The organism is Vibrio sp. Makdt (genome assembly GCF_027587015.1).
In the GTDB taxonomy this organism is placed as follows: Bacteria; Pseudomonadota; Gammaproteobacteria; order Enterobacterales; family Vibrionaceae; genus Vibrio; species Vibrio chagasii_B.
In genome coordinates, this window is the sequence record NZ_JAPPTH010000033.1 from 1 (window position 1) to 21,808 (window position 21,808).

Genomic DNA, 21,808 nt, shown 5'->3' on the forward strand with positions numbered 1-21,808 from the left:
TGTCGAGTAGACGACACCTGTTACCAAGTGTCGTCCCTCTAAGAACCCAGCGTGCAACTTTCACCGCACTAGGCTCAAGCCTTCGCGAAGGCACCGATTGGCACCCAGCAACTTATAAAGCAGCGAGAGCAGGCTCATGCCAAGAGTTTCGGCATTGCTTCTTTGATTTTCTCTTAGCCAAGTATTCTTGGTATTGAGGATCAAAAGGCGTAGCGGCACTCCTGATTTTCACATGTCTCTCTATTGGTACCTTAGCTATTTGAAACAGATTGAACTGACAATCCATATTCATGATCTTCTGCCAACCGTGAAATTGCCATTGACCTTGACGGTTGATGAAGTATTTAAGGGCGATCCAAGTTCTAGATTTTGTTGGATGACGCCTTTTAGCCCAGTGCCATAGCGTATGGAATAGCTTGTGACCTACATATCCGAATACCTGTTTCGCAACACAGTGTCGATAGTAATTCGACCAGCCCCTGAGTTTCGGATTTATCAGCTTGATAAGATCGTTAACAGGGATGGTTGCGTGCTTTTTGATGAGTTCGCGCAAATTACTCAAGAACAGTAGTGTGTTGGATTTGCTCGGTTTAATGAGCAACTTCCCTTTGTACTTCCTATGATTAAAACCTAGGAAATCAAAACCTCTGCTGATGTGAGTAATGTGCGTTTTCTCTTCGGAGAGTGTTAAGCCTCTTTCTGTTAAGAAATCAGCAATCAACGGTTTGATATCGTTCTCCAGTACTTCCTTTGAAGCACAAGTGACGACGAAATCATCGGCGTATCCAATAAAGTTGGCTCTTGCACCCTTTTTGAGTGCGGTAGACTTTATGCGTTGCTCAAGCCCTGCAAGAGTTATTAGCATCAAGGTTGGGGATATGACCCCACCTTGTGGCGTTCCTTCGTCAGTGCGATAGAACAACCCCTTGTCCATAAAACCAGACTTTAACCATTGTTCCAACATACGTTTATCGATGGCAATGTTATCCATCAGCCATTGATGTCCGATCTTATCGAAACAAGCTTTGATGTCACCCTCAAGAACCCATTGAGCCGATCGTTTCATAGCCAAGCACTTGAAGCACTGCGCTATAGCATCGGCAGTACTGCGGTTTGGCCTAAAACCATAGCTGTTGGGGTCAGCAAGACTTTCTGATACTGGTTCTAGTGCAAGAAGATGAAGCGCTTGTTGCGCTCTATCGACCATGCAGGGGATACCAAGTGGTCTGAGTTTGCCGTTTTTCTTGGGGATGTAGATACGCTTGAGCGGTTTGGCTTGATACGCTTTTCTGCTCAGCTGATTGACTGCTTTCATACGGCGCGTATCTGTGTTCCAGATAACGCCGTCTATTCCAGGCGTTTTACTACCTTTGTTTTGTGATACTCGCTTAACAGCAAGAAGCTTTGCTGAGCGAGAGTGAGTCAGTATCCATTGTAAGGACTTAGCCTTGCCGTATTTACCTTCTCTAGTTGCCTTTGCAATACGCATCTGAAGCTTTAAAACATGTGATTCAACGGCTTTCCAGTTTATGGATTGCCATTGAGCACTGTCAGGAGAGGCACTAATTTCTTTTGAAATCATCATTTGCTTTTCTCCTTGAATAAAGTTCTTCAAATTCTCTTGCAATGGGAGACCAGTCGGAAGTCAGCTCACTTTCGTGATCAGATAAGGATCTGTATCTGCACCGTTACAATGCAGCCTTCGCTTTTTCCAACATCCTATACCTGCATCACTATCGGCCACAGAGGCTTTCCCAGAGGGAGTGATACAGGCTTACCGTGTTCCGTATGTCGCGCAATGTCAGTTTAGATGCCCGCTATAGTGCGGAGAGTTCAACGATCACGAAAGAGCATGGGGCAATCTCTTTCCGACTCTCGTGCCTTTTGGCTACAGCGTATTAACCACTTCCGCTGTTCATCGATTAACGCACCTTACGCGGATTTACTTATGTTCATCATGCTGACTACCTAGCACTCACCCGATTTTGTGGTTATCAGGAGGATCGTCCTCTCACGATTTCAATCCCGATTGGCAGATACCAACCTTCGTTACATTGTCAGAGCCGCTACTTTATTCAGGCTCCTAGGTTCATCTGGTGATACAGATGGTTCACTCGTTAAGCGGTGAACAGCGCTTCATACGACCTCACGTCGCACGCCCCATTCTCATTTAGAGTTCTGACTCATTCACAAAATACTCAACGCTTTTTCCTTACTTTTTGTAATCACCATGGACCCTTCTCGATTCAGAGAGAATAAGTAACCACAATTCACTATGCACAAACTTAAATTAACTAACACAATAGATGAGAGATACGTTGCGTATTGATGTGCACCTTAAGTGATATAGTGAAGAAAATTGTTTTTATGTGGCGCTGAAATGAAACTAGAAAAAATAATCATAAAAAATTATCGTGGCTACCAAGGTGCCTTTGAAGTCAACTTTAACCAATTTACAGCTTTGATTGGTAAGAATGATGTAGGTAAAACTACTATTCTTGATGCCTTAGGCCTATTTTTTGGTGAAAAGCTGTGTAAGTTTGACCCTATGGATAAGTGTGTTTTCGTAGGTGAGAATGACGATGTTAGCGTAGGTTGTGTCTTCTCTGATGTGCCAAATAATTTGATTATAGATGCTGCATCACAAACAACGCTGTCTGGTGAATATTTACTTAATTGTGATGGGAATATCGAACTTCATAAAGTATTTAAGAAGGGCAAAGGCAACGGCTCAATGCATATAAATTGCCTTCATCCATCAGCAAAAGATGCTAAAGGGATAATTCATAAAAAAAACGATGAGTTAAAAGCAATCGCTGAAAGACGTGGTATTGAAGTTGACGATAAGAGATCTAATGTTTCTTTAAGACAGTCAATATATAGCTCTTTTGATGATCTCAAGGTGAAAGAGCAGCTGATTTCATTATCTAAAGAGGATGGAAAAGCTATTTGGGAACAAATTCAGTCGCACCTCCCTCATTTTGCTTTATTCAGAGCTGATAGGCCCAATACAGATGAAGAGGCTGAAGTTCAAGACCCAATGAAAGCAGCTGTTGCAAATTCATTAGCCACCATCCAGCCCGAACTTGATGCTATAAAAGATAAAGTAAAAGATAGTGCTCTTTTAGTCGCAAATAACACTATTAGTCATTTGCATGATATTGCTCCGAACCTTGCTAGTAAACTGAGCCCTACGTTCAAGGCAGAACCAAAATGGGACAGTCTCTTTAAGTTAAATCTTATTGGTGATGATGGTATTGCTATCAATAAGCGTGGTAGTGGTGTAAAGCGTTTAGTACTGATCAGTTTTTTCAAAGCAGAAGCTGAAAGGATCAAAAATGAGAACTTAGGTCGTGGCGTAATTTACGCAATTGAAGAGCCCGAAACATCTCAACATCCTGATAATCAAGCAGCTTTAATGGAGGCCTTTAGTGAGTTGGCTAGTGCAGAAAACTGCCAAGTAATTATAACCACGCACGTTCCCGCTTTAGCTGGTTTACTGCCAGTATCATCAATTAGACATATTGCTCGAAATGAAAATGGTGAGCTTAAAATTTCTAGTGATGAACCAAGAGTACTGGAATTGATTGCTAAAGACTTAGGTGTTTTACCTGATAGCCGAGCTCAAGTAATCTTGTGTCTGGAAGGACCGAATGATGTGAATTTCTTTAAAGGTATGGCCAAAATACTTAATCGTGATGAAGTTGGTGTGCCTAAGTTGGGTGAGGACCCTAGAATTGTGCTGCTTCCATTAGGAGGTTCGACGCTTAAAGATTGGGTTAACTCTCATTACTTAAAGAATATAGGTAAGCCTGAAGTTCACGTTTATGACCGAGATGAGAATGAACCGCCAAAATACCAAAAAGCTCATGATATGGTAAACGCGAGGGATGATAATTCTGTAGCATTTTTAACAACAAAGCGTGAAGCAGAAAATTATATTCATCTCGAAGCAATTAAGAGGACATTTAGGCTTGAAGAGGACTTAGATATTGATGATATGACTGATATTCCTAAGTTACTTGTTGAAAAGACCCCTTTCAATGAAAGCAACGTGAAAAAGAAACTCAATACTAGAGCTGTAGCACAAATGTCATTGAGCTATCTAAATGAAGTGGATCCAAATGGTGAAGTGTTGGAGTGGTTTAAGGCTATAGAGTCTAGAATGAAATAATATAACATTATGAATAGATTGATTAATTTGTCTCATGCAGACTTTGAAGACTTGTGTCGTGATATCGCACAAACCGATACCGGAATGCGATTTGAAGCGTTTGGTCCTGGCGCTGATGGGGGGATTGATGGGCGTCACTCAAAAGGTAGTGAAGCTACAATACTTCAGTGTAAACATTATGTAGGTTCAAGCTTTTCTCAACTGAAAAGTTCAGCAAAAAAAGAGCTAGAGAAAGTTAATAAACTCAATCCTAGTCGTTACTTGTTTTTTACCTCGCAATCTTTGACCCCGAGTAAAAGTAACCAGCTAGCTGAAATATTTGGCTCTTATATAAAGCAAAGCCAGGATGTTTGGGGAGAAGGTGATATTGAGGGAGCGTTGAGAAAACATCCTGAGATAGAAAAATCACATATGAAACTCTGGCTTTCAAGTACAGCTGTTCTTGAGAGGATTCTACAATCAGGGCTAGAGTCATTCACTAACGCGACAAAGTCCGAGATACTTGAAGAAGTCAAAGTGTATGTTAGTAACCCAAGCTTTGATGGTGCTATAGAAAAACTAGAAAGGGAAAAAATACTTATTGTCTCAGGGCCTCCTGGAGTTGGTAAAACTACTTTAGCTAAAATGGTTGCATACAATTATTTGAATGATGGGTGGCGTTTTTATGCAATTAACTCCTTGGAAGACGGTTTTGCAAAGATTGATGATGAACACCCGACGGTTTATTTCTTTGATGATTTCTTGGGCCGTATTGAGTTAGATCGACAGTCACTTATTCAGCGAGATACAGCACTTTCAACCTTTGTTAAAAGAGTTAGAAAATCTAAAAATGCTAGGTTTATTTTAACTACACGAGCACACATTTTTGAGGAAGCAAGAAGGTTATCAGATCATGTTGATGACCAACGATTGCAATTAGCAAAGTATTTATTGGATGTGGGTGAGTACACTAGAAAAATTAAGTCACACATTTTGTTCAACCACTTATCTATATCCGCTCTAAGTCCGCAACATTTTTCCTCTCTACTAGAGGGAGATTGGCTTAGTAAGATTGTGGATCATAAAAGCTATAACCCTCGGGTAATTGCCTCGGTTTCTAGTGATTGTCTCGATACTATAGAGCCTAGTGAGTATCCGAAATATATCTATCATGCCTTGAATAATCCTGAGTTGATATGGAGTAAGCCATTTAAGTCATTGAGCATGAAATCTCAAAATCTGCTAATTGCACTTTTTTTTGGTAGTCAGTTTGGAGGAGAAAGTATCGAATTGCTCAGGACAAACTATTCAGAGCTCCATCGTTCTGTCAGTTCGTATTATTCTCAGTCAACTATGCCAAGCGATTTTGAAGATGCACTTCAGTCACTAGAGTCGGGGTTTATTTCTATATCTGGTAAATCAGTAAGTTTTGTAAACCCCTCTGTTCGAGATTTCCTCAAGTCATATCTTATTGATAGGGAATTTCTCAGCCTGTTGCCTGAGACTTCTAAAAATGTGGGTTGGGCAAGAAATCTTTGGCGACACCTTAAGGCGGTGTTTGAAAGTCGCGAAATGGATCTGAAGTTTCTTGCCTCTAAATTTAAAAAATTTTCTGAAGTTATAGATAGTACGCCGACATTGGAAAGAGTGGAAAAAAACGGTTATGTATCTTTTAAGTATCATGATCTATCAATTTCAGATCGGGTAGAGCTTCTTCTTGAGTGGTGGGAGCGTACTGGTGATCAATATTTTATTGAAAGAGCGCTGGACATCTTCCGGTCTGGCTCACTCGAAACAGTGTCGTGGGTCGATGGTCCGTCTCTACCTGATTTGCATTGGTGGGTTCATAATTTCATAAATGATGATAATAATCTTAAATTGGATATGTTGGAGACCATTGAAGATAGTCTTTTAAAGATTCTCAGTAATGGAGTTCCTATAGATGAGTTAGTATCGATTGTAGAAAAATTGAAAGAGTCCATGCTTGATACAGCTCCTCAGCAAGTAAGCGATATTATTAATCAGCTTGTTAGCTACGAATTCAACGACACACGTAATGCCATTAGCCACCTTGATACTGAGGATGAATTGTCTGAACACTTAGAGTTTCTTAGCGAACTCGCTAAAATTACTAAACATGATCTGGAAAAATCAAAAATGATTGTACTTGATCGAATAAATGAGCTAGAAGAGGAAGATTCTGCCAACCAGAACACCAGTTATACGCCTCGTAGTAATCGCGATAAAGAGGAATTTAGTGATGATGCTCTAAAAAGCCTCTTTTCAAACCTAGTAAAGAGTGAATAGTTTAATGGTTGGTTCCTCTTCTGCTGAAAGTTTGCGCTAGTTCGATTTAAATTACTTTTTCTAATATTCAGACACCTGTTTTAGTGATGACTCTAACAAAGTTTTGTCCAAAACCTTCACAGGTTGAATTTTTACCCGTGGCATTTTATAGCTCGAAAATGCCCCATTATAAGGTAGACCTTTTACTCATTCACATCCTGTTCTTGGGCTTTTTCCCTACTAAAAGTTATCCATTCTTCGAATGCTGTTCGTCGTGAATCCCCGTGTTGTATCACGGGGGTAAATTCGACTGAACTATCAGCACTCACACATCCCTACTCTAATTGGAACCAAGCGCATTGGGTAATGCATTGAGTTACATGAAATAATTCTATGTTTCGATTCAACCACCTGATTTGTAATGATAAGCTGCTAACAAAGGGGAATTCTTAGTTTATTATCTTGCTAAAGACTCAAGCATAGAGTTTCCACATTTATTGATAAAACCAGTTAAACGTCAATGGGGTCTTATGAAAGGTGATTTAGGCGAATACAATGTGGAGAGTGAATCAGAAAATACGTTAACGTATTGGACTCAACTAGAACACGTTAAACGATTAATCCAGCAACAATCGAAACTATTTTTTGCAAATCTAACCGTATCAATAGCCGGTGTATTCGGCATCCTCGAAATAGCGAAATTCTATAGCCCTAAATTCGCTCTTAACGATATTAGGATGCTACTCGCTTTAGTTGGGTTAGGTTTTGTTTTCTCTTTATATCGTTGTATAAAATCCTATTGCCATAGGATCCCTATTGGATTAGAAAAAGAATCAAAAGAAGTCCAGCGGATTGTTAGGCAAAGAAAAAAATATTGGGAATATGCTCTATTCCATCAAATTGTTAAGGACCACACTTCATCAATTGACCAACAGCTTACTGACATTCTGAGCAATAGAGTTCATGTGAAGGTGTCAAATAACTTGGATGAAAGTGAATATATAAAATGGCTTCAATTACGACCACAGAATATGACCAAATTGGTTGAAGTTGCAAAGCAGCTTCTTATACGTGAGCTAGGTCAAAATTTGTCTTCTAGTGAAGATGATGAAGATTATTACATGAACATCGTCCGATTTTCTTATTTGGTCAGTGGGTTTTATCGTGACCTCTACGATTATGAAATTGAAAGTAGGAAGATTGCTGCACCAACAGACTTTAAAGTGTTGCATGAGATTCAATCAGGGTGGGTTCTTAGTATCAGAGATGGTTTTCATCAAATGATGGAAATAGTCTTCAGCATCGTGACTAGGGACGACAGAGATTCTTCCCCAGTTGAAGGAACAATTGTTTTTCAAGAGCCTCCACGAATTGATGAGTTTGACTTTGAATTAGAAAGACTTAAGTTATTGAAGAACATATAAAGTTCTAACAAGTGCTCAATCGAAAAAAGCCGAACTCAATGAGTCCGGCTTATCAAAATCAAGGGACATTCGAAGCACTTTGCTAATTATCGTCAGCTTTTACTGCTGTTGATATAAATGTTGTCCATACATCGTCATGCTTTAGAGTTACAAACATTCCATCGTCATCGCTATGCTTTTTTACTATCTCAGAACTTTCTAGATCTTGATTAGTAGGTTCAGCATGAACATGACAATGTCTTGACCCTGTTGGAACTCCCCAAGCTGAACAGTTTGTTCGGCAATAATGGCAACCGTCTGAAGCTGTTCGACCAGGATGACTCAATGTCGGCATGGAAACCGTAGAAATAGTTAAACCAACGAGTAATAACAACTTTTTCATAATAGTACTCATCTTTTTATAAGGTGAGTTAATCTATCATTGTCATATCGCATTAACTGCGACTTAGATCATTTGCCGAACGCTTGAGAATAAACGTTCTCTATGACCTTATCTTCGCAATGCTTCTAGCCAATTTGAGTAAGTGAGTCGAGGTCTTAATCTCTAGTTCTGACTGAGTTCCCAACCTTTTGCCATGCGCACAAGCCTTTTGCATTCGGGAGGTATTGGGGTTTCCTCACCCCAACCTGCGACGGTTCTCACTGATTTAAAACACAGTTCAGCGACCTCTTCCTTTGTCATTTGGCACTCTAACTCTCGAAAAATGTAATTCTTACTTATTTTGCAATACTTCAATGATAAAACCCATAAATACAAGAGGTTGCACTGCATTTATAAGATGCACGCCATTAAATATAATCAGGAAAAGTACGCACTGTACGAAGACGTATTAATTGGCGAATTTGCCTTATAAAAACTTATTCATGAATTGCTAATTTAGCAAAATCATTGACACAGAAATGTCCATTAATGAGTCAGCAGCATTGCTGACTCTACGAATACCAAGATAAATTATTGTATTTGAAATATTACTTATTGTTAGGTTAAGTTAATGTTTTTTAGTATGAATTTTTTTATTGGGGTCGGTAGCCCCAGATCTTGCAACTCAGTTGGTAATACCCAAGCTTGTTCTTGATTTAAGCCGCTCATACGCTCAATGGACCAAACTTTTGCTTCAAGCTTGTAGTGTGTAAACGTGTGCTTAAAGCTTCCCTTTAAGTGAACATGTTCGCCAAGGTGTTCTGGTTCAATATGAATTTGAGGTAGACACCACAATGCCCCCCAAATACCGTCATTTGCTCGTTTCTCTAATAATATTTTCCCCTTTGATTCGATCCAGAGAAACTGTCCTGCGCGAGTCGGCACGTTTTTTTTAGGTTTGGGAGTTGGTAACTCGTCCACTCGATCACTTTTGAATGCGAGGCAATACTCCTGAAAATCACATTCTAAGCAGTTGGGGCTTCTCGGCTTACAAACAGTTGCCCCCATATCCAGTAGTCCTTGTGCAAAAGATCTATTGTTTCGTGTGGGCGTAAACGTCTCTGCAAGCCCCCACAATTGCTTATCGACTTTTGATGTGCCTGGCACCCCATCTACCCCAAAAAAACGGCAAAACAAGCGTTTGACGTTGCCATCGACGATAGGACCATAGGTATTGTAAGCGAATGAAGCGATTGCTCCCGCGGTATAGCGGCCAACGCCAGGAATTTTGAGTAGTGTCTCAACATGGTCTGGGAATAGACCATTACACTCATCCACGATGTATTGCGCGGCTTTTCTCAAATTCCGAGCTCGAGAGTAGTAACCTAATCCTTGCCAATGGCTCATGACTTCATCTTCCGTGGCTGCAGCTAAAACTTCGATTGTTGGAAAGCTAACCATCCAACGCTCAAAATACGGAATGACAGTGGTGACTTGTGTTTGTTGAAGCATTACTTCAGAGACAAGTACGCGATAAGGCGTTGGGTTTTCTTGCCAAGGTAAATCATGGCGACCGTGTGTCTGTTGCCATGTGATGAGCTGTTCTTGGAATTTTTCGGGCGTCAAAGGAAATTGAGTCATAAATTTTTCTTATTTGAATTGCTGACTTGGTTGCTTCAATTGATGGAAATGAACCACCATTTATGTTTTAGTGCTGTTTTTATTTTAAATACAATGAATTATTGATAGTGACCCACTAGCTCATCGTGATTCTTTCAGATAGCCAAACGGTGTAGGCGGTTTTGTTTTGTTGCCAAGGTAATTCTTTACGCCCGTAGGCGTCATACCACTTTAATATGGCGGTTGCGAAAGGAGTCACGACATGCTCTATGCTTTGCTATTATTAGAAGCGAAATTGCACCACACTTAACGTTGGATGTAAAACAGACAAATTGTGTGGGAATTTATCCACGGAAAGACTTGCACCGAAGGCAATTCTTTGGATAATCCCCGCTTTGATTAATCAATGTGCAGGCAAAAATCAATGAGTGAAGTGACCACTAACGAATATACTGAAGACGGCAAACTGGTTCGTAAGATCCGTAGTTTTGTTCGCCGCGAAGGCCGCTTAACAAAAGGCCAAGAGAACGCGATGAATGAATGTTGGCCAACAATGGGTATCGACTACAACCCAGAGCTTCTTAACTGGAAAGAAGTATTTGGCAACGATAACCCAGTTGTACTAGAGATTGGCTTCGGTATGGGTGCATCACTGGTTGAAATGGCAAAGAACGCACCTGAGAAGAACTTCTTAGGTATTGAAGTTCACAGCCCAGGTGTTGGTGCTTGTTTGGGTACTGCGCGCGATGCTGGCGTAACTAACCTACGTGTAATGTGTCACGATGCTGTAGAAGTATTTGAACACATGATTCCAGATAGCAGCCTGCATACACTGCAACTGTTTTTCCCTGACCCATGGCACAAAGCTCGTCACCACAAGCGTCGTATCGTTAAAGCTGAATTCGCTGAAATGGTGCGCGCTAAGCTACACCTTGAAACTGGTATTTTCCACATGGCAACTGACTGGGAAAACTACGCAGAGCACATGATTGAAGTAATGAATGCTGCACCAGGTTTCGAGAATATCGCTGAAGATGGTGATTACATTCCTCGCCCGGATGAGCGTCCACTGACTAAATTTGAAGCACGTGGCCACCGTTTAGGTCATGGCGTTTGGGATATTAAGTACAAGCGTACTAAGTAATTCTGAACATCAACAAATATAAGGTGAGATTTGATTAGGATCTTAACCTTACACTTTGTGGGATTGATAAAAGCCAACATTATTGTAGTGTTGGCTTTTTTGTCCTTAGGCTTTTATTTCAGTAAAGGCTTAACGACAGAAAGTAATACCAATCACAGTAAGTAAGTGATCAGAAATAGCGTAGGAAAAAGGCTTGAGAACAAGGCAGCATTTTTCGATAAGTAGTTACTCTACAATCAAAAATTCTAACGCAGTTATCGAGCATTTTAACAAGCTAGAGTGAGCTGTTATTTACTACGATTGGTATATGTTACATCCCTACAAAAATAACAATATAGAAGTAAGCACACATGAAACCAACTCAAGCTATTTTGGCCGAGATCTTAGAAGAAGTTCGCCCTTTAATTGGTCAGGGAAAGGTCGCTGATTATATTCCTGCATTGGCGCGTGTATCGAACCAGAAACTGGCGATTGCGGTGTACACCAATGAAGGAGAAGTGATTCAAGCTGGTGATGCAGAGGAAGCCTTCTCTGTACAATCTATCTCTAAGGCTTTGAGTTTGACGTTAGCAATGGTGCTCTATAAGCCGGAAGAGATTTGGCAGCGTGTAGGTAAAGAGCCTTCAGGGCAAGCCTTTAACTCGATGATTCAGCTTGAGATGGAACAGGGTATCCCTCGAAACCCATTTATTAATGCTGGTGCGATTGTTGTTGCAGACCTACTGCAAAGCCGCTTGTCAGCACCAAGACAGCGTTTATTGGAGTTTGTGCGTCAGTTATCGGGCGATACTCATATCGTGTACGACAAAGTCGTAGCGGCTTCAGAAATGATGCACAGCGACCGTAATGCCGCTATCGCGTACTTGATGCGTTCATTTGGTAATTTTGAGAACGATGTTATCCCTGTACTCAATAATTACTTCCATGCTTGTGCACTTAAGATGACTTGTGTGGATTTGGCGAAAACCTTTAGCTACTTAGCGAACAAAGGTGTGTCAGTACAGACTAAGAAAGAGATCATCACGCCGGTACAGACCAAGCAGCTGAATGCTTTACTTGCAACTTGTGGTTTGTATGATGGCGCAGGTGAGTTTGCTTATCGCGTTGGTATGCCGGGCAAATCGGGAGTCGGTGGCGGGATTATCGCAATCGTTCCTGGTGAAATGACGATTGCTGTGTGGTCTCCAGAGCTGGATCCTTCTGGTAACTCACTGGCTGGCACTAAGGCTCTCGAGCTGCTTTCAGAACGTATTGGTCGTTCTATTTTTTAGTACTTTCGGTATGCTGATTTCTATAAAAAGCCTCCCGTTGATGAGAGGCTTTTTTGTAGGTTCTAGGTTATTCGTCTTCTTCAGCCATGAAGGCTTCTAGCAAATCGTTGAGGAACAGCTTTCCTTTTTCTGTGATCTGCCAATGAGTGTCGGTTTCGCTCAAGTAACCTAGCTCTTTTGCCCACTCAATTGTTGGCTGAACAGCGTCAAACCCAAGTCCTGTCGTATCAATGAAATCTTGCTTAGGGCATGCTTCCATCAGCCTGAAACGGTTCATGAAAAATTCGAAAGGGCGATCTTCGTTTGCTACTTCAAATTCATCCGAAATATAAGGCTTCACCATATTCTGGTAAGCCGCCAAATAGCCTCTAGGGTGTTTAACCTTAGTCGTTCGAATGATTCGTCCATCAGCAAAACTCAGCTTGCCATGAGAGCCGCAGCCAATACCCAAGTAGTCACCGAAGCGCCAGTAGTTGAGGTTGTGTTGACACTGGTAGCCCGGCTTGCTGTAGCCTGAGATTTCGTATTGCACATACCCTGCATCAGCGAGCTTTTTGTGGCCTAATTCGAAGATATCCCAGAGATCATCGTCATCAGGTAGAGTTGGCGTTTTGTAATAGAACATGGTGTTAGGTTCTATTGTTAGCTGGTACCAAGATAAATGCGGGGGATCTAACTCGATCGCTTTATCTAGATCCGCCAACGCTTGCTCGATGCTTTGATCCGGCAAACCATGCATAAGATCGAGGTTAAAGCTGTTTAGGCCGATTTTATGCGCAAGGTGAGCTGCGTTGACCGCTTCATCTTGACCATGGATACGCCCAAGTCTTTCTAGCTTCTCTTGCTCAAAGCTTTGTACACCAACCGAGATACGAGTAATCCCTGCTTTTTGGTAACCAGCAAAACGCTCCGCTTCAATGGTGCCGGGGTTGGCTTCCATGGTAATTTCAATTTCAGACTTGAATGGGATGCGTTGCTCAATACCTTGAAGCAGTCGACCGATACCTTCTGGAGAGAATAGGCTTGGAGTACCACCACCAATAAAGATCGAATGCAGCGGACGAGGTATGCCATTTAGCTGATATTTTTCGATATCAGTATCAAGATCTTCTAGCAGTGCATCGATGTACTCTTTTTCTGGGATCTCGGTTTTCAACGCGTGTGAGTTAAAATCACAATACGGACACTTTTGTACACACCACGGGATGTGTACATAAAGGCTAAGGGCTGGTGGAACGAGTGCTGCATTGTGCATTACAGAGCTTGCTCTTTGAGTGCTTTGAATAGTGATGCAAGGGCTTTACCACGGTGTGATAGTTGCTTTTTGCGTGAAGGCTCAAGCTCAGCAGATGCGCAGTTATCTTCTGGAACAAAGAATACTGGGTCGTAGCCAAAGCCGTTCTCACCGTGCTCTTCAGTCAGAATTTGTCCTTCCCATTTACCATGACACACCAATGGTGTTGGATCATTTTCGTGACGCATTAACACCAATACACAGTGGAAACGAGCAGTACGCTTTGCTACCTCAACACCTTGCATGGCATCAAGCAGCTTTTCGATGTTCTGCTTATCGGTAGCACCTTCACCTGAGTAACGTGCAGAGCAGATACCTGGCGCGCCCTTAAGGAAATCAACCTCTAAACCGGAGTCGTCAGCAATGGCTGGCAGCCCTGTCTCTTTGGCAGCATGGCGAGCTTTGATGATGGCATTTTCAATGAAAGTTGTTCCTGTCTCAGCGACTTCTGAAACGTTAAACTCACTTTGTGCGACAACGTCAAAACCAAACTCAGACAGAATACCTGCCATCTCGCGAACTTTACCTTGGTTGCCTGTGGCTAAAACAATCTTACTCATGGGGATGTTGCTCTAATAAGTTGGTGAACAGAAAAGTGAAGGCTGAACCTACTCTTCTATATAGAATTTTTGTGTGAATCGCAGTGGGCCTGTGCCTTTCAAACCTGCGTTAACATCGATATCAAAAGTGATGTTTTCTTCGTGTGTTACAGGGAACTCAGCTAGGTAATAAATCGCATCACCTTCCTTTATCTCGCGGAAGTTAAGTGTGCGAGTATTGCCCACAAGGTTCTTGGCTGTTCCCGTGATTTTAGCGGTTGTTGCTGGTTTGCCAAGGGAAGCTTTGTCTAGCACGCTGATGTTCAGAATCGCTGAGTAGCCATTTCGCTTAAGTTTATATTGCTTAGCGACTTGAGCCGTTAAAAATGTTGAGTTGAAAGCTGAGTAGTGAACCTCGACATCCTTAATGTTTTTAAATTGTCCTGCTGAGCTTGGTAGGGCAACAAGAGCGGTAAGTAGTGCTGTAATCCATAGACGCATAATGACTCCAATAAATAGCAAAAAGCCATCATAGGATGGCTTTGACTTCAGTGGGGATTTGGCTTGGCGAGCATATTCGAACTTGTTTGTGCCGGCCGAGCTCTCCCTTTTCAATTTTAATTTGCCCTTTAGCGACCTTAAATTGTTTCGAAAGGTATTTCGCTAAGTGGGCATTGGCTTTGCCATCTACCGGGGGAGCGGTGATGGCAATTTTGAGTTCCTCACCATGCAAGCCAATAATTTTGTCTCGGCTTGCTTTGGGTTGGATATAGAGTCTAAGAAGAATATCGTCTCCCTCGACCCAAACCGCTTTTGGCATCGTCAAAGTACCTGATGTTCGTACTTGAATTATAGCTGATACCAAATAGGACCAATCATGTCACCCATTAGGAAGTTCGCAAACTGAAGAACAATGAACAGAACCAGAACGCTTAAGTCGAAGCCACCCATATCCGGTAGGATACGGCGGATAGGCATTAGCATTGGCTCAGTCAGTTGATGGAACACATACTCGATTGGGCTGCGACCTTGACTAACCCAGCTTAGGATTGCACGGATTAGTAGTACCCAGAAAATCAAACCACCCGCCGCTTTAATCAGAGATAGTCCGCCAAAGATTAGGAAGCTGATGTCGAACACAGCCGCGCCGCCAGAGATAATTAAGTTGAGAGCGACGAACTTGAGTACACATAGCACATAAGCGAAAACAACCGTTGCCAGATCTAGGCTGCCGATTGATGGAATAACTCGGCGTAGTGGAGCAACCACTGGTTGTGTCGCTTTTACGATGAATTGTGAGAACGGATTGTAGAAATCTGCACGTGATGCTTGTAGCCAGATACGCAAGATCACAACCATGATGTAAAGATCAAAAACGGTCGAGATCAGAAAGCTCATCGAGTTCATATTGTTTCCTTTTTCGGATTTACTTGCCGCTTAGATATCACATGAGCGACGCAAGGCTTTTGTACCTTGATTGGTACTAAAACAGTTTTTCCATCTCTTCAGCTCGAGCAACTGCCGCTTGCATGGCTTTGGCTACGATGTCTGATAGTTGATGTTCATTAAACGTGCGCAGTGCTTCGGCGGTAGTACCACCTTTTGAAGTCACTTGCTCACGCAGTGTAGATAATTCTGTATCTGGATTCGCGACCACCATCTCTGCCGCGCCTAATGCCGATTGCTGCACTAGCTTGCGGGCCGTCTCTTGGTCGAAACCTTGATTGACTGCTTCCGCTTGCATTGCTTCCATAAACAGGAAGAAGTAAGCCGGAGCGCTGCCTGCCGCTGCAATAATGTTGTTGATACCAGATTCTTGTTCTACCCAGCTCACTTCACCTACAGCTTGCATTAGCTGTGATGCGAAATCTTTATCTGCTTGGCTAACGGTTGAATCAGCATAAAGCCCACTCATGCCTTTACCAAGCAATGATGGCGTGTTTGGCATTACACGAACCAGGTTCAGTTGGCAGTCTAACATCTCATTGAGTCGATTCGCATTAATACCTGCGGCAATTGAGATTACCAGTTTGTTGCTAAAGTCGATGCTTTGTAAGGGTTTACATACATCAGCCATCATTTGTGGCTTCACTGATAACACAACAACGTCTGCTTGCTCGGCTGCGGCAATATTATCGCTGGTGGTATTGATGCCATATTCTTGCTCTAACGGCAGCCTTCTGGTGTCTGAAGGCGCTGTTGCAGTAATCTTTTGCGCTGGGTAACCGCTTGCTACTAAGCCCGCTACTATTGAGCGAACCATGTTTCCCGCCCCAATAAAGGCGATGTTCTTATGTTCCATATATAAAATCCTGAGCGTGTCGCTGCGCGATTCAAGCGAAGCGGTATCAATACTTATCATCGATTTCTGGTTGCTAACTAATTGCTATTTTGCGTAATCACGAGCACCAAAGATGGCCGTTCCAATACGAACCATGGTACTTCCAGCCTCAACTGCTGCGTCCATATCACCACTCATGCCCATAGACAGGGTATCGATGTCTGGATACTTCGCGGCGAGCTTATCTTTAAGCTCTGCCAGTTGAGAGAATGCATTAAGCTGAGATTGATAGTCAGAGACGTTTGCAGGAATCGACATCAATCCTCTTAAAGTGAGGTTAGGAAGCGACGAAATCAACTCCGCCAGTGCAAAAACTGTCTCTTCAGATGTACCAGACTTAGACTCTTCACCACTGGTGTTTACCTGAATCAGTACCTGTAGAGGTGAAAGTTCGCTTGGGCGTTGATCGTTAAGCCTTTGTGCGATCTTATCGCGATCGACTGAATGTACCCATTGGAAGCTTTCTGCGATAGGGCGCGTTTTATTGGACTGGATTGGACCAATAAAGTGCCACTCTAAATTTAGGTTAGAATGTTGTTCTGAAAAGTGTTTTACTTTATCGACACCTTCTTGAACATAGTTTTCACCAAAGGCAACTTGGCCTCCGAGTGCGGCTTCTAGAATCGCATCAATAGGTTTAGTTTTGCTGACGGCTAAAAGTTGCACGGACTCTGGAGCTCGTCCGCACTTTTGCTCAGCACTACGAATCTGTGAGGTGATTTGTTCGATATTTTGTTGAATACTACTCATAGCTGACTTTACTTAAGGGAAAATAAATGGATATCACTGAGTTACTAGATTTTAGTGTAAAGCATAACGCGTCAGATCTACATCTTTCTGCGGGTGTATCTCCAATGGTACGTATAGATGGTGAAGTAAGGAAGCTTGGAATACCAGCTTTGAGTCATGCTGATGTGCATCGTTTGGTTTTTGAGATCATGAGCGATTCACAGCGTGGTGAGTTTGAAGAAAAATTGGAAGTCGACTTCTCTTTTGAATTACCCAATGTTGGTCGTTTCCGTGTGAATGCTTTTAACCAAGCTCGTGGTTGCTCAGCTGTCTTTCGAACTATCCCTGTAGAGATCCCGACTTTAGATCAGTTAGGTGCGCCTGAAATCTTTGAAAAGATTGCCAACTACGAAAAAGGTTTAGTGCTCGTTACTGGCCCAACTGGCTCTGGTAAATCGACGACGCTCGCGGCGATGGTGGATTACGTAAACCGTAACCACAATAAGCACATCCTGACGATCGAAGACCCGATTGAATTCGTTCATACCAACAATAAATGCCTAGTTAACCAGCGTGAGGTTCATCGTGATACTCACAGCTTTAAAGCGGCGCTGCGCAGCGCGTTACGTGAAGACCCAGACGTTATTCTTGTTGGTGAGCTTCGTGACCAAGAGACGATCAGCTTGGCGTTAACCGCAGCGGAAACCGGCCACTTGGTTTTTGGTACTTTGCATACCAGTTCTGCTGCTAAAACTATCGACCGTATTATAGATGTATTCCCTGGTAGCGACAAAGACATGGTGCGTTCTATGCTGTCTGAATCGTTGCGTTCGGTTATTGCTCAGAAGCTGTTGAAGCGTGTTGGTGGCGGTCGTGTGGCTTGTCATGAAATCATGATGGCGACACCAGCGATCAGAAACTTGATTCGTGAAGACAAGGTTGCGCAGATGTATTCGATCATTCAAACGGGCGCAGCACATGGTATGCAGACCATGGAGCAAAATGCGAAGCAGCTAATGGCTCAAGGCTTGGTTGACTCGGAAGAGGTCGAGAGAAAGATCGAAATTGAAACCTCAATGTTTTAATCAAGGTGAGCAAAATGGAATTGAATCAAATTCTTGAAGGGATGCTGTCTCAAAAAGCATCGGATCTTTATATCACCGTTGATGCACCTATCCTGTTTCGTGTTGATGGTGAATTACGACCTCAAGGCGAGAAGCTGAATGCGGCTCAGGTTGCTCAATTACTTGATGCGATGATGGATCAAGAACGACGCGATGAATATCAGCAAACGCGTGAGGCTAACTTTGCGATTGTGCGTGATTTTGGTCGCTTTCGTGTTAGTGCGTTCTTTCAGCGAGAGCTACCTGGAGCAGTGATTCGACGTATCGAGACGAACATCCCAACCTTTGAGCAATTAAAGCTTCCTGATGTATTACAAGACCTCTCAATTGCCAAGCGTGGGCTTGTGCTGGTGGTTGGGGCTACGGGTTCTGGTAAATCGACCTCGATGGCTGCGATGACAGGCTACCGCAATACCAATCGCTCGGGGCATATCTTGACGGTTGAAGACCCGATTGAATTCGTCCACGAACATAAGAAATGCATAGTCACTCAGCGTGAAGTAGGGCTCGACACCGAGAGCTATGAAGTCGCCCTTAAAAACTCGTTGCGCCAAGCGCCAGATATGATTTTGATTGGCGAAATCCGTAGCCGCGAAACCATGGAATATGCGATGACCTTTGCAGAAACGGGTCACTTGTGTATGGCAACTTTGCACGCGAATAATGCCAACCAAGCGTTAGAGCGTATTCTTCATTTTGTGCCTAAAGAACAGAAAGAACAGTTCCTGTTTGATCTGTCGATGAATCTGCGTGGTGTGATTGCTCAGCAGTTAATTCGAGATAAGAATGGCAGCGGGCGTCATGGTGTATTTGAAATTCTACTCAACAGCCCACGAGTGTCTGACTTGATTCGTCGCGGTGAATTGCACGAGCTAAAAGCAACAATGGCAAAATCAAAAGAAGTCGGCATGCAGACCTTTGACCAAGCTTTGTTTGATTTAGTTGTAGCGGGAAAGATTAGCGAAGAAGATGCGTTTCATAGTGCCGATTCGGCTAATGACTTACGTTTGATGCTAAAAACCAGACGAGGTGATGATGACTATGGAACTGGAGCATTATCTGGCGTAAAAATTGATATGGGTTAGATTGAAAAATAAAAAGCCAGAGCTCTTTTGACGGAGAGATCTGGCTTACCATTGTTGTTCTAGTTGCTGTTCAACGAGCCATGACTTCTTCGACTGTCGTCGTAGTACATATTGCCACTATTGAATCCTGAATTGGTTTTGCCATCATTCATGTAACTAGCGCTACTAGACCCTGTTGAGCTGCACGCAGAAATGGTTAGAGCGGCGAAGATTGCTAGAAAAATTTTCATGTGAACTCCCACTTACCTATTGATGAATTGCATCGTCTTTACGGCGAGAAATTCGTGCGGGATCACAAATCGGGTTGCTTTTTGCTCACTTAATTTTCGTTAAGAATATTGTGCTTCAAACCAGCTTTCGAGAATGACAACTGCGGACTGGTTATCAACATTTCCTTTACTTAATGCTTTGTAGCCACCCATGTCAAAGAGGTCGGCTCTTGCTTCTGCGGTCGATAATCTTTCGTCATGTAGCTCAACATCAACACCAAAACGACCTTTTAAGCGGTTAGCAAATTTCTTTGCTCTAGGTGTGATGGACTCTAGATCACGACCGTGAAGATCGGTGGGTAGCCCGACGACGATAAGATTTGGTTGCCACTCTTTAATCTGTTTTTCGATATCGTCCCAGTTCGGGATACCGTCTTTAGCTTTAAACGCTTTTAAAGGGCTCGCTGTACCAGTGATTTCTTGTCCAATCGCGCTGCCGATACTTTTTGTACCGTAATCAAATGCCATAATTGTTCGTGACATGGGGTTTCCAAATTTATCTGTGTTTGAGAGTGTCTGTTTATTTTATTTAGCTGATTTGAGCTAGGCGTGACCAGCGTCTGCTGAAAGCTGAGCGGCATTAATACCTAACATTTGTACCGCAACTTTCCAGCGATCTGAAATTGGCGTATCGAAGATGACTTTAGGGTCGGCCTCAACGGTTAACCATGAGTTCTCGGTCAGTTCGGTTTCCAGTTGTCCCGGTTCCCATCCTGCATACCCAAGTGCGACTAAATAATTCATTGGCTCATCTTCTGTGCCCAACACCATCAAGATATCTTTTGAGGTTGTTACTGAGATTTGGTCAGTCATGTTGATGCTGGATTGATAGCTGCCTTTAGGTTTGTGCAAAATAAACCCGCGGTCTTCTGCTACAGGTCCACCATTTAATACCGGCTTATCAAGGCTGGCTTGATTCGCTTTTGGTTGTTCAGACTCAACCTCAACTTGTTTGAGCATACTGCCGACAGTGACATCGATGGGAGCGTTAATCATTAACCCCATCGCACCTCCCTCGTTGTGTTCACAGAGGTAGATTACCGAGTTTTGAAAATACGGATCTTTCATCCCGGGCATAGCGACCAAAAAGTGGTTCGTTAGGTTCATAGAGCCTCCTGCCAGTGTGTTCCCAATAAAGGAAAAGAGCGGCGTAAAGCCGCTCATTCTATCCCTAAGACGTATGTGTGAAGCGCTAGGGCTTTCTTTTAGCTTAGGTTATTTTGCGTTAACGCGACGCTCAATTGCATCCATTAATTTGCCCGTTACCGAGATATCGAAAGCGGCTTCGATTTCGCGGATACATGTAGGGCTCGTTACGTTGATTTCAGTTAGCTTATCACCGATGACGTCTAGGCCAACGAAGATTAGACCTTTTTCTTTTAGTGCAGGAGCAACCGCTCTTGCGATCGCCCAATCTGTGTCACTTAGAGGACGAGCTTCACCAGTACCGCCAGCTGCAAGGTTACCTCGAGTTTCGCCTTTAGCAGGGATTCGAGCTAGGCAGTAAGGCATTGGCTCACCGTCAACTACAAGAATACGCTTATCACCGTTGCTGATGTCAGGAACGAAAGTCTGTGCCATCGCGTAGTTTTGACCGTGGTTAGTCAGTGTTTCTATGATCACTGATACGTTTGGATCGCCTTCTTTCACACGGAAGATCGATGCACCACCCATACCATCAAGTGGTTTAAGGATTACGTCGCCATGCTTCTCGCGGAATTCTTTAATTTTCTCAGCTTTGCGAGTCACGATGGTGGTTGGTGTTAGTTCAGGGAACCATGCTGTGAACAGCTTCTCGTTACAGTCACGTAGGCTTTGTGGTTTGTTTACGATCAGTGCGCCATTCTCTTCAGCACGCTCAAGAATGTAGGTTGCGTAGATGTACTCAGTATCAAACGGAGGATCTTTACGCATCAGTACAGCATCTAAATCAGATAGCGCGATAGTCTGTTCTGACTTGAATTCATACCAACCATTTGGATCTTCTTTGAGCTCAACGACCTTAGTGTCTGCAATCGCTACGCCTTGATCTAAGTGTAGATCATTCATTTCCATGTAATGGATTTCGTAACCACGACGCTGAGCTTCAAGCATCATGGCAAAGCTAGAGTCTTTTTTGATGTTAATGGATGAAATTGGATCCATTACGATGCCAAGTTTGATCATTT

At 42.8% G+C, this 21,808-nt stretch carries 21 protein-coding genes and 1 pseudogene; 7 read left to right on the forward strand and 15 right to left on the reverse strand.

Annotated features, from left to right (window positions below):
* Positions 1-112 precede the first annotated feature (112 nt).
* Positions 113-1,585, reverse strand: coding sequence for a group II intron reverse transcriptase/maturase (gene ltrA, locus OH460_RS24800; RefSeq protein WP_193257381.1), 1,473 nt, complete (start codon positions 1,583-1,585; stop codon positions 113-115).
* Positions 1,586-2,380: 795 nt separating this feature from the next.
* Between ltrA and OH460_RS24805 the strand changes: the two genes are divergently transcribed.
* The 3 genes from OH460_RS24805 to OH460_RS24815 all read left to right on the forward strand — a co-directional run bounded on the left by OH460_RS24805 (position 2,381) and on the right by OH460_RS24815 (position 7,863).
* Positions 2,381-4,174, forward strand: coding sequence for an ATP-binding protein (locus OH460_RS24805; RefSeq protein ID WP_123284588.1), 1,794 nt, complete (start codon positions 2,381-2,383; stop codon positions 4,172-4,174).
* A gap of 9 nt (positions 4,175-4,183) precedes the next feature.
* Entirely contained in the window at positions 4,184-6,460 is a 2,277-nt protein-coding gene (locus tag OH460_RS24810) for an ATP-binding protein (RefSeq protein WP_102562733.1), read from the forward strand.
* 509 nt (positions 6,461-6,969) lie between these two features.
* Entirely contained in the window at positions 6,970-7,863 is an 894-nt protein-coding gene (locus tag OH460_RS24815) for a hypothetical protein (RefSeq protein ID WP_146458005.1), read from the forward strand.
* 82 nt (positions 7,864-7,945) lie between these two features.
* Here the strand turns inward: OH460_RS24815 and OH460_RS24820 are convergent, their stop codons facing one another.
* The 3 genes and pseudogenes from OH460_RS24820 to mutY all read right to left on the reverse strand — a co-directional run bounded on the left by OH460_RS24820 (position 7,946) and on the right by mutY (position 9,865).
* Positions 7,946-8,245 (reverse strand): hypothetical protein, encoded by a 300-nt coding sequence (locus tag OH460_RS24820; RefSeq protein ID WP_133151211.1) that lies wholly within the window; start codon positions 8,243-8,245, stop codon positions 7,946-7,948.
* 100 nt (positions 8,246-8,345) lie between these two features.
* Positions 8,346-8,599 (reverse strand): annotated as a pseudogene (locus OH460_RS24825) (regulator).
* Positions 8,600-8,842: 243 nt separating this feature from the next.
* On the reverse strand, positions 8,843-9,865 hold the full coding sequence (gene mutY / locus OH460_RS24830) for an A/G-specific adenine glycosylase (protein ID WP_102307926.1): 1,023 nt from the start codon (positions 9,863-9,865) through the stop codon (positions 8,843-8,845).
* A 403-nt stretch (positions 9,866-10,268) separates the two neighbouring features.
* On the opposite strand from mutY, the gene trmB reads away from it, so the two are divergent.
* Both trmB and glsB read left to right on the forward strand, forming a co-directional pair.
* A complete protein-coding gene (gene trmB / locus OH460_RS24840; protein WP_004738956.1) occupies positions 10,269-10,988 on the forward strand; it encodes a tRNA (guanosine(46)-N7)-methyltransferase TrmB in 720 nt (239 codons plus the stop codon).
* 350 nt (positions 10,989-11,338) lie between these two features.
* Positions 11,339-12,259 (forward strand): glutaminase B, encoded by a 921-nt coding sequence (glsB, locus tag OH460_RS24845; protein ID WP_004738957.1) that lies wholly within the window; start codon positions 11,339-11,341, stop codon positions 12,257-12,259.
* Positions 12,260-12,326: 67 nt separating this feature from the next.
* On the opposite strand, the gene hemW is transcribed toward glsB, so the two are convergent.
* The 7 genes from hemW to OH460_RS24880 all read right to left on the reverse strand — a co-directional run bounded on the left by hemW (position 12,327) and on the right by OH460_RS24880 (position 17,183).
* Entirely contained in the window at positions 12,327-13,514 is a 1,188-nt protein-coding gene (gene hemW, locus OH460_RS24850) for a radical SAM family heme chaperone HemW (protein ID WP_269999876.1), read from the reverse strand.
* Positions 13,514-14,113 carry an XTP/dITP diphosphatase gene (locus OH460_RS24855; protein WP_269999878.1) on the reverse strand — a complete coding sequence of 200 codons (600 nt, stop codon included), beginning with the start codon at positions 14,111-14,113 and terminating at the stop codon, positions 13,514-13,516. The genes hemW and OH460_RS24855 overlap by 1 nt, the downstream gene beginning before the upstream one ends.
* Before the next feature lie 48 nt (positions 14,114-14,161).
* Entirely contained in the window at positions 14,162-14,593 is a 432-nt protein-coding gene (locus OH460_RS24860; RefSeq protein ID WP_171762404.1) for a DUF4426 domain-containing protein, read from the reverse strand.
* 28 nt (positions 14,594-14,621) lie between these two features.
* Positions 14,622-14,912, reverse strand: coding sequence for a DUF167 family protein YggU (gene yggU, locus OH460_RS24865; RefSeq protein ID WP_269999879.1), 291 nt, complete (start codon positions 14,910-14,912; stop codon positions 14,622-14,624).
* 29 nt (positions 14,913-14,941) lie between these two features.
* A complete protein-coding gene (locus OH460_RS24870; RefSeq protein WP_017069592.1) occupies positions 14,942-15,499 on the reverse strand; it encodes a YggT family protein in 558 nt (185 codons plus the stop codon).
* A 76-nt stretch (positions 15,500-15,575) separates the two neighbouring features.
* On the reverse strand, positions 15,576-16,394 hold the full coding sequence (gene proC / locus OH460_RS24875; RefSeq protein ID WP_269999881.1) for a pyrroline-5-carboxylate reductase: 819 nt from the start codon (positions 16,392-16,394) through the stop codon (positions 15,576-15,578).
* Positions 16,395-16,478: 84 nt separating this feature from the next.
* Positions 16,479-17,183, reverse strand: coding sequence for a YggS family pyridoxal phosphate-dependent enzyme (locus tag OH460_RS24880; protein WP_269999883.1), 705 nt, complete (start codon positions 17,181-17,183; stop codon positions 16,479-16,481).
* Positions 17,184-17,209: 26 nt separating this feature from the next.
* Between OH460_RS24880 and OH460_RS24885 the strand changes: the two genes are divergently transcribed.
* On the forward strand, positions 17,210-18,247 hold the full coding sequence (locus OH460_RS24885; protein WP_017629549.1) for a type IV pilus twitching motility protein PilT: 1,038 nt from the start codon (positions 17,210-17,212) through the stop codon (positions 18,245-18,247).
* Positions 18,248-18,261: 14 nt separating this feature from the next.
* The gene (locus OH460_RS24890) at positions 18,262-19,371 is read left to right on the forward strand and encodes a PilT/PilU family type 4a pilus ATPase (RefSeq protein WP_269999886.1); all 1,110 of its coding nucleotides are present in this window, start codon (positions 18,262-18,264) and stop codon (positions 19,369-19,371) included.
* A gap of 59 nt (positions 19,372-19,430) precedes the next feature.
* Here OH460_RS24890 and OH460_RS24895 read toward each other — a convergent pair whose 3' ends face one another.
* The 4 genes from OH460_RS24895 to gshB form a co-directional block, all read right to left on the reverse strand.
* Positions 19,431-19,601, reverse strand: a complete 171-nt coding sequence (locus OH460_RS24895) for a hypothetical protein (RefSeq protein WP_155647308.1) — start codon at positions 19,599-19,601, stop codon at positions 19,431-19,433.
* Positions 19,602-19,700: 99 nt separating this feature from the next.
* On the reverse strand, positions 19,701-20,123 hold the full coding sequence (gene ruvX, locus OH460_RS24900; RefSeq protein ID WP_269999887.1) for a Holliday junction resolvase RuvX: 423 nt from the start codon (positions 20,121-20,123) through the stop codon (positions 19,701-19,703).
* 60 nt (positions 20,124-20,183) lie between these two features.
* Complete coding sequence (locus OH460_RS24905) at positions 20,184-20,747, reverse strand: YqgE/AlgH family protein (RefSeq protein WP_269999888.1); 564 nt, start codon at positions 20,745-20,747, stop codon at positions 20,184-20,186.
* 108 nt (positions 20,748-20,855) lie between these two features.
* Positions 20,856-21,806, reverse strand: a complete 951-nt coding sequence (gshB, locus tag OH460_RS24910; RefSeq protein ID WP_102424750.1) for a glutathione synthase — start codon at positions 21,804-21,806, stop codon at positions 20,856-20,858.
* Positions 21,807-21,808: the final 2 nt, after the last annotated feature.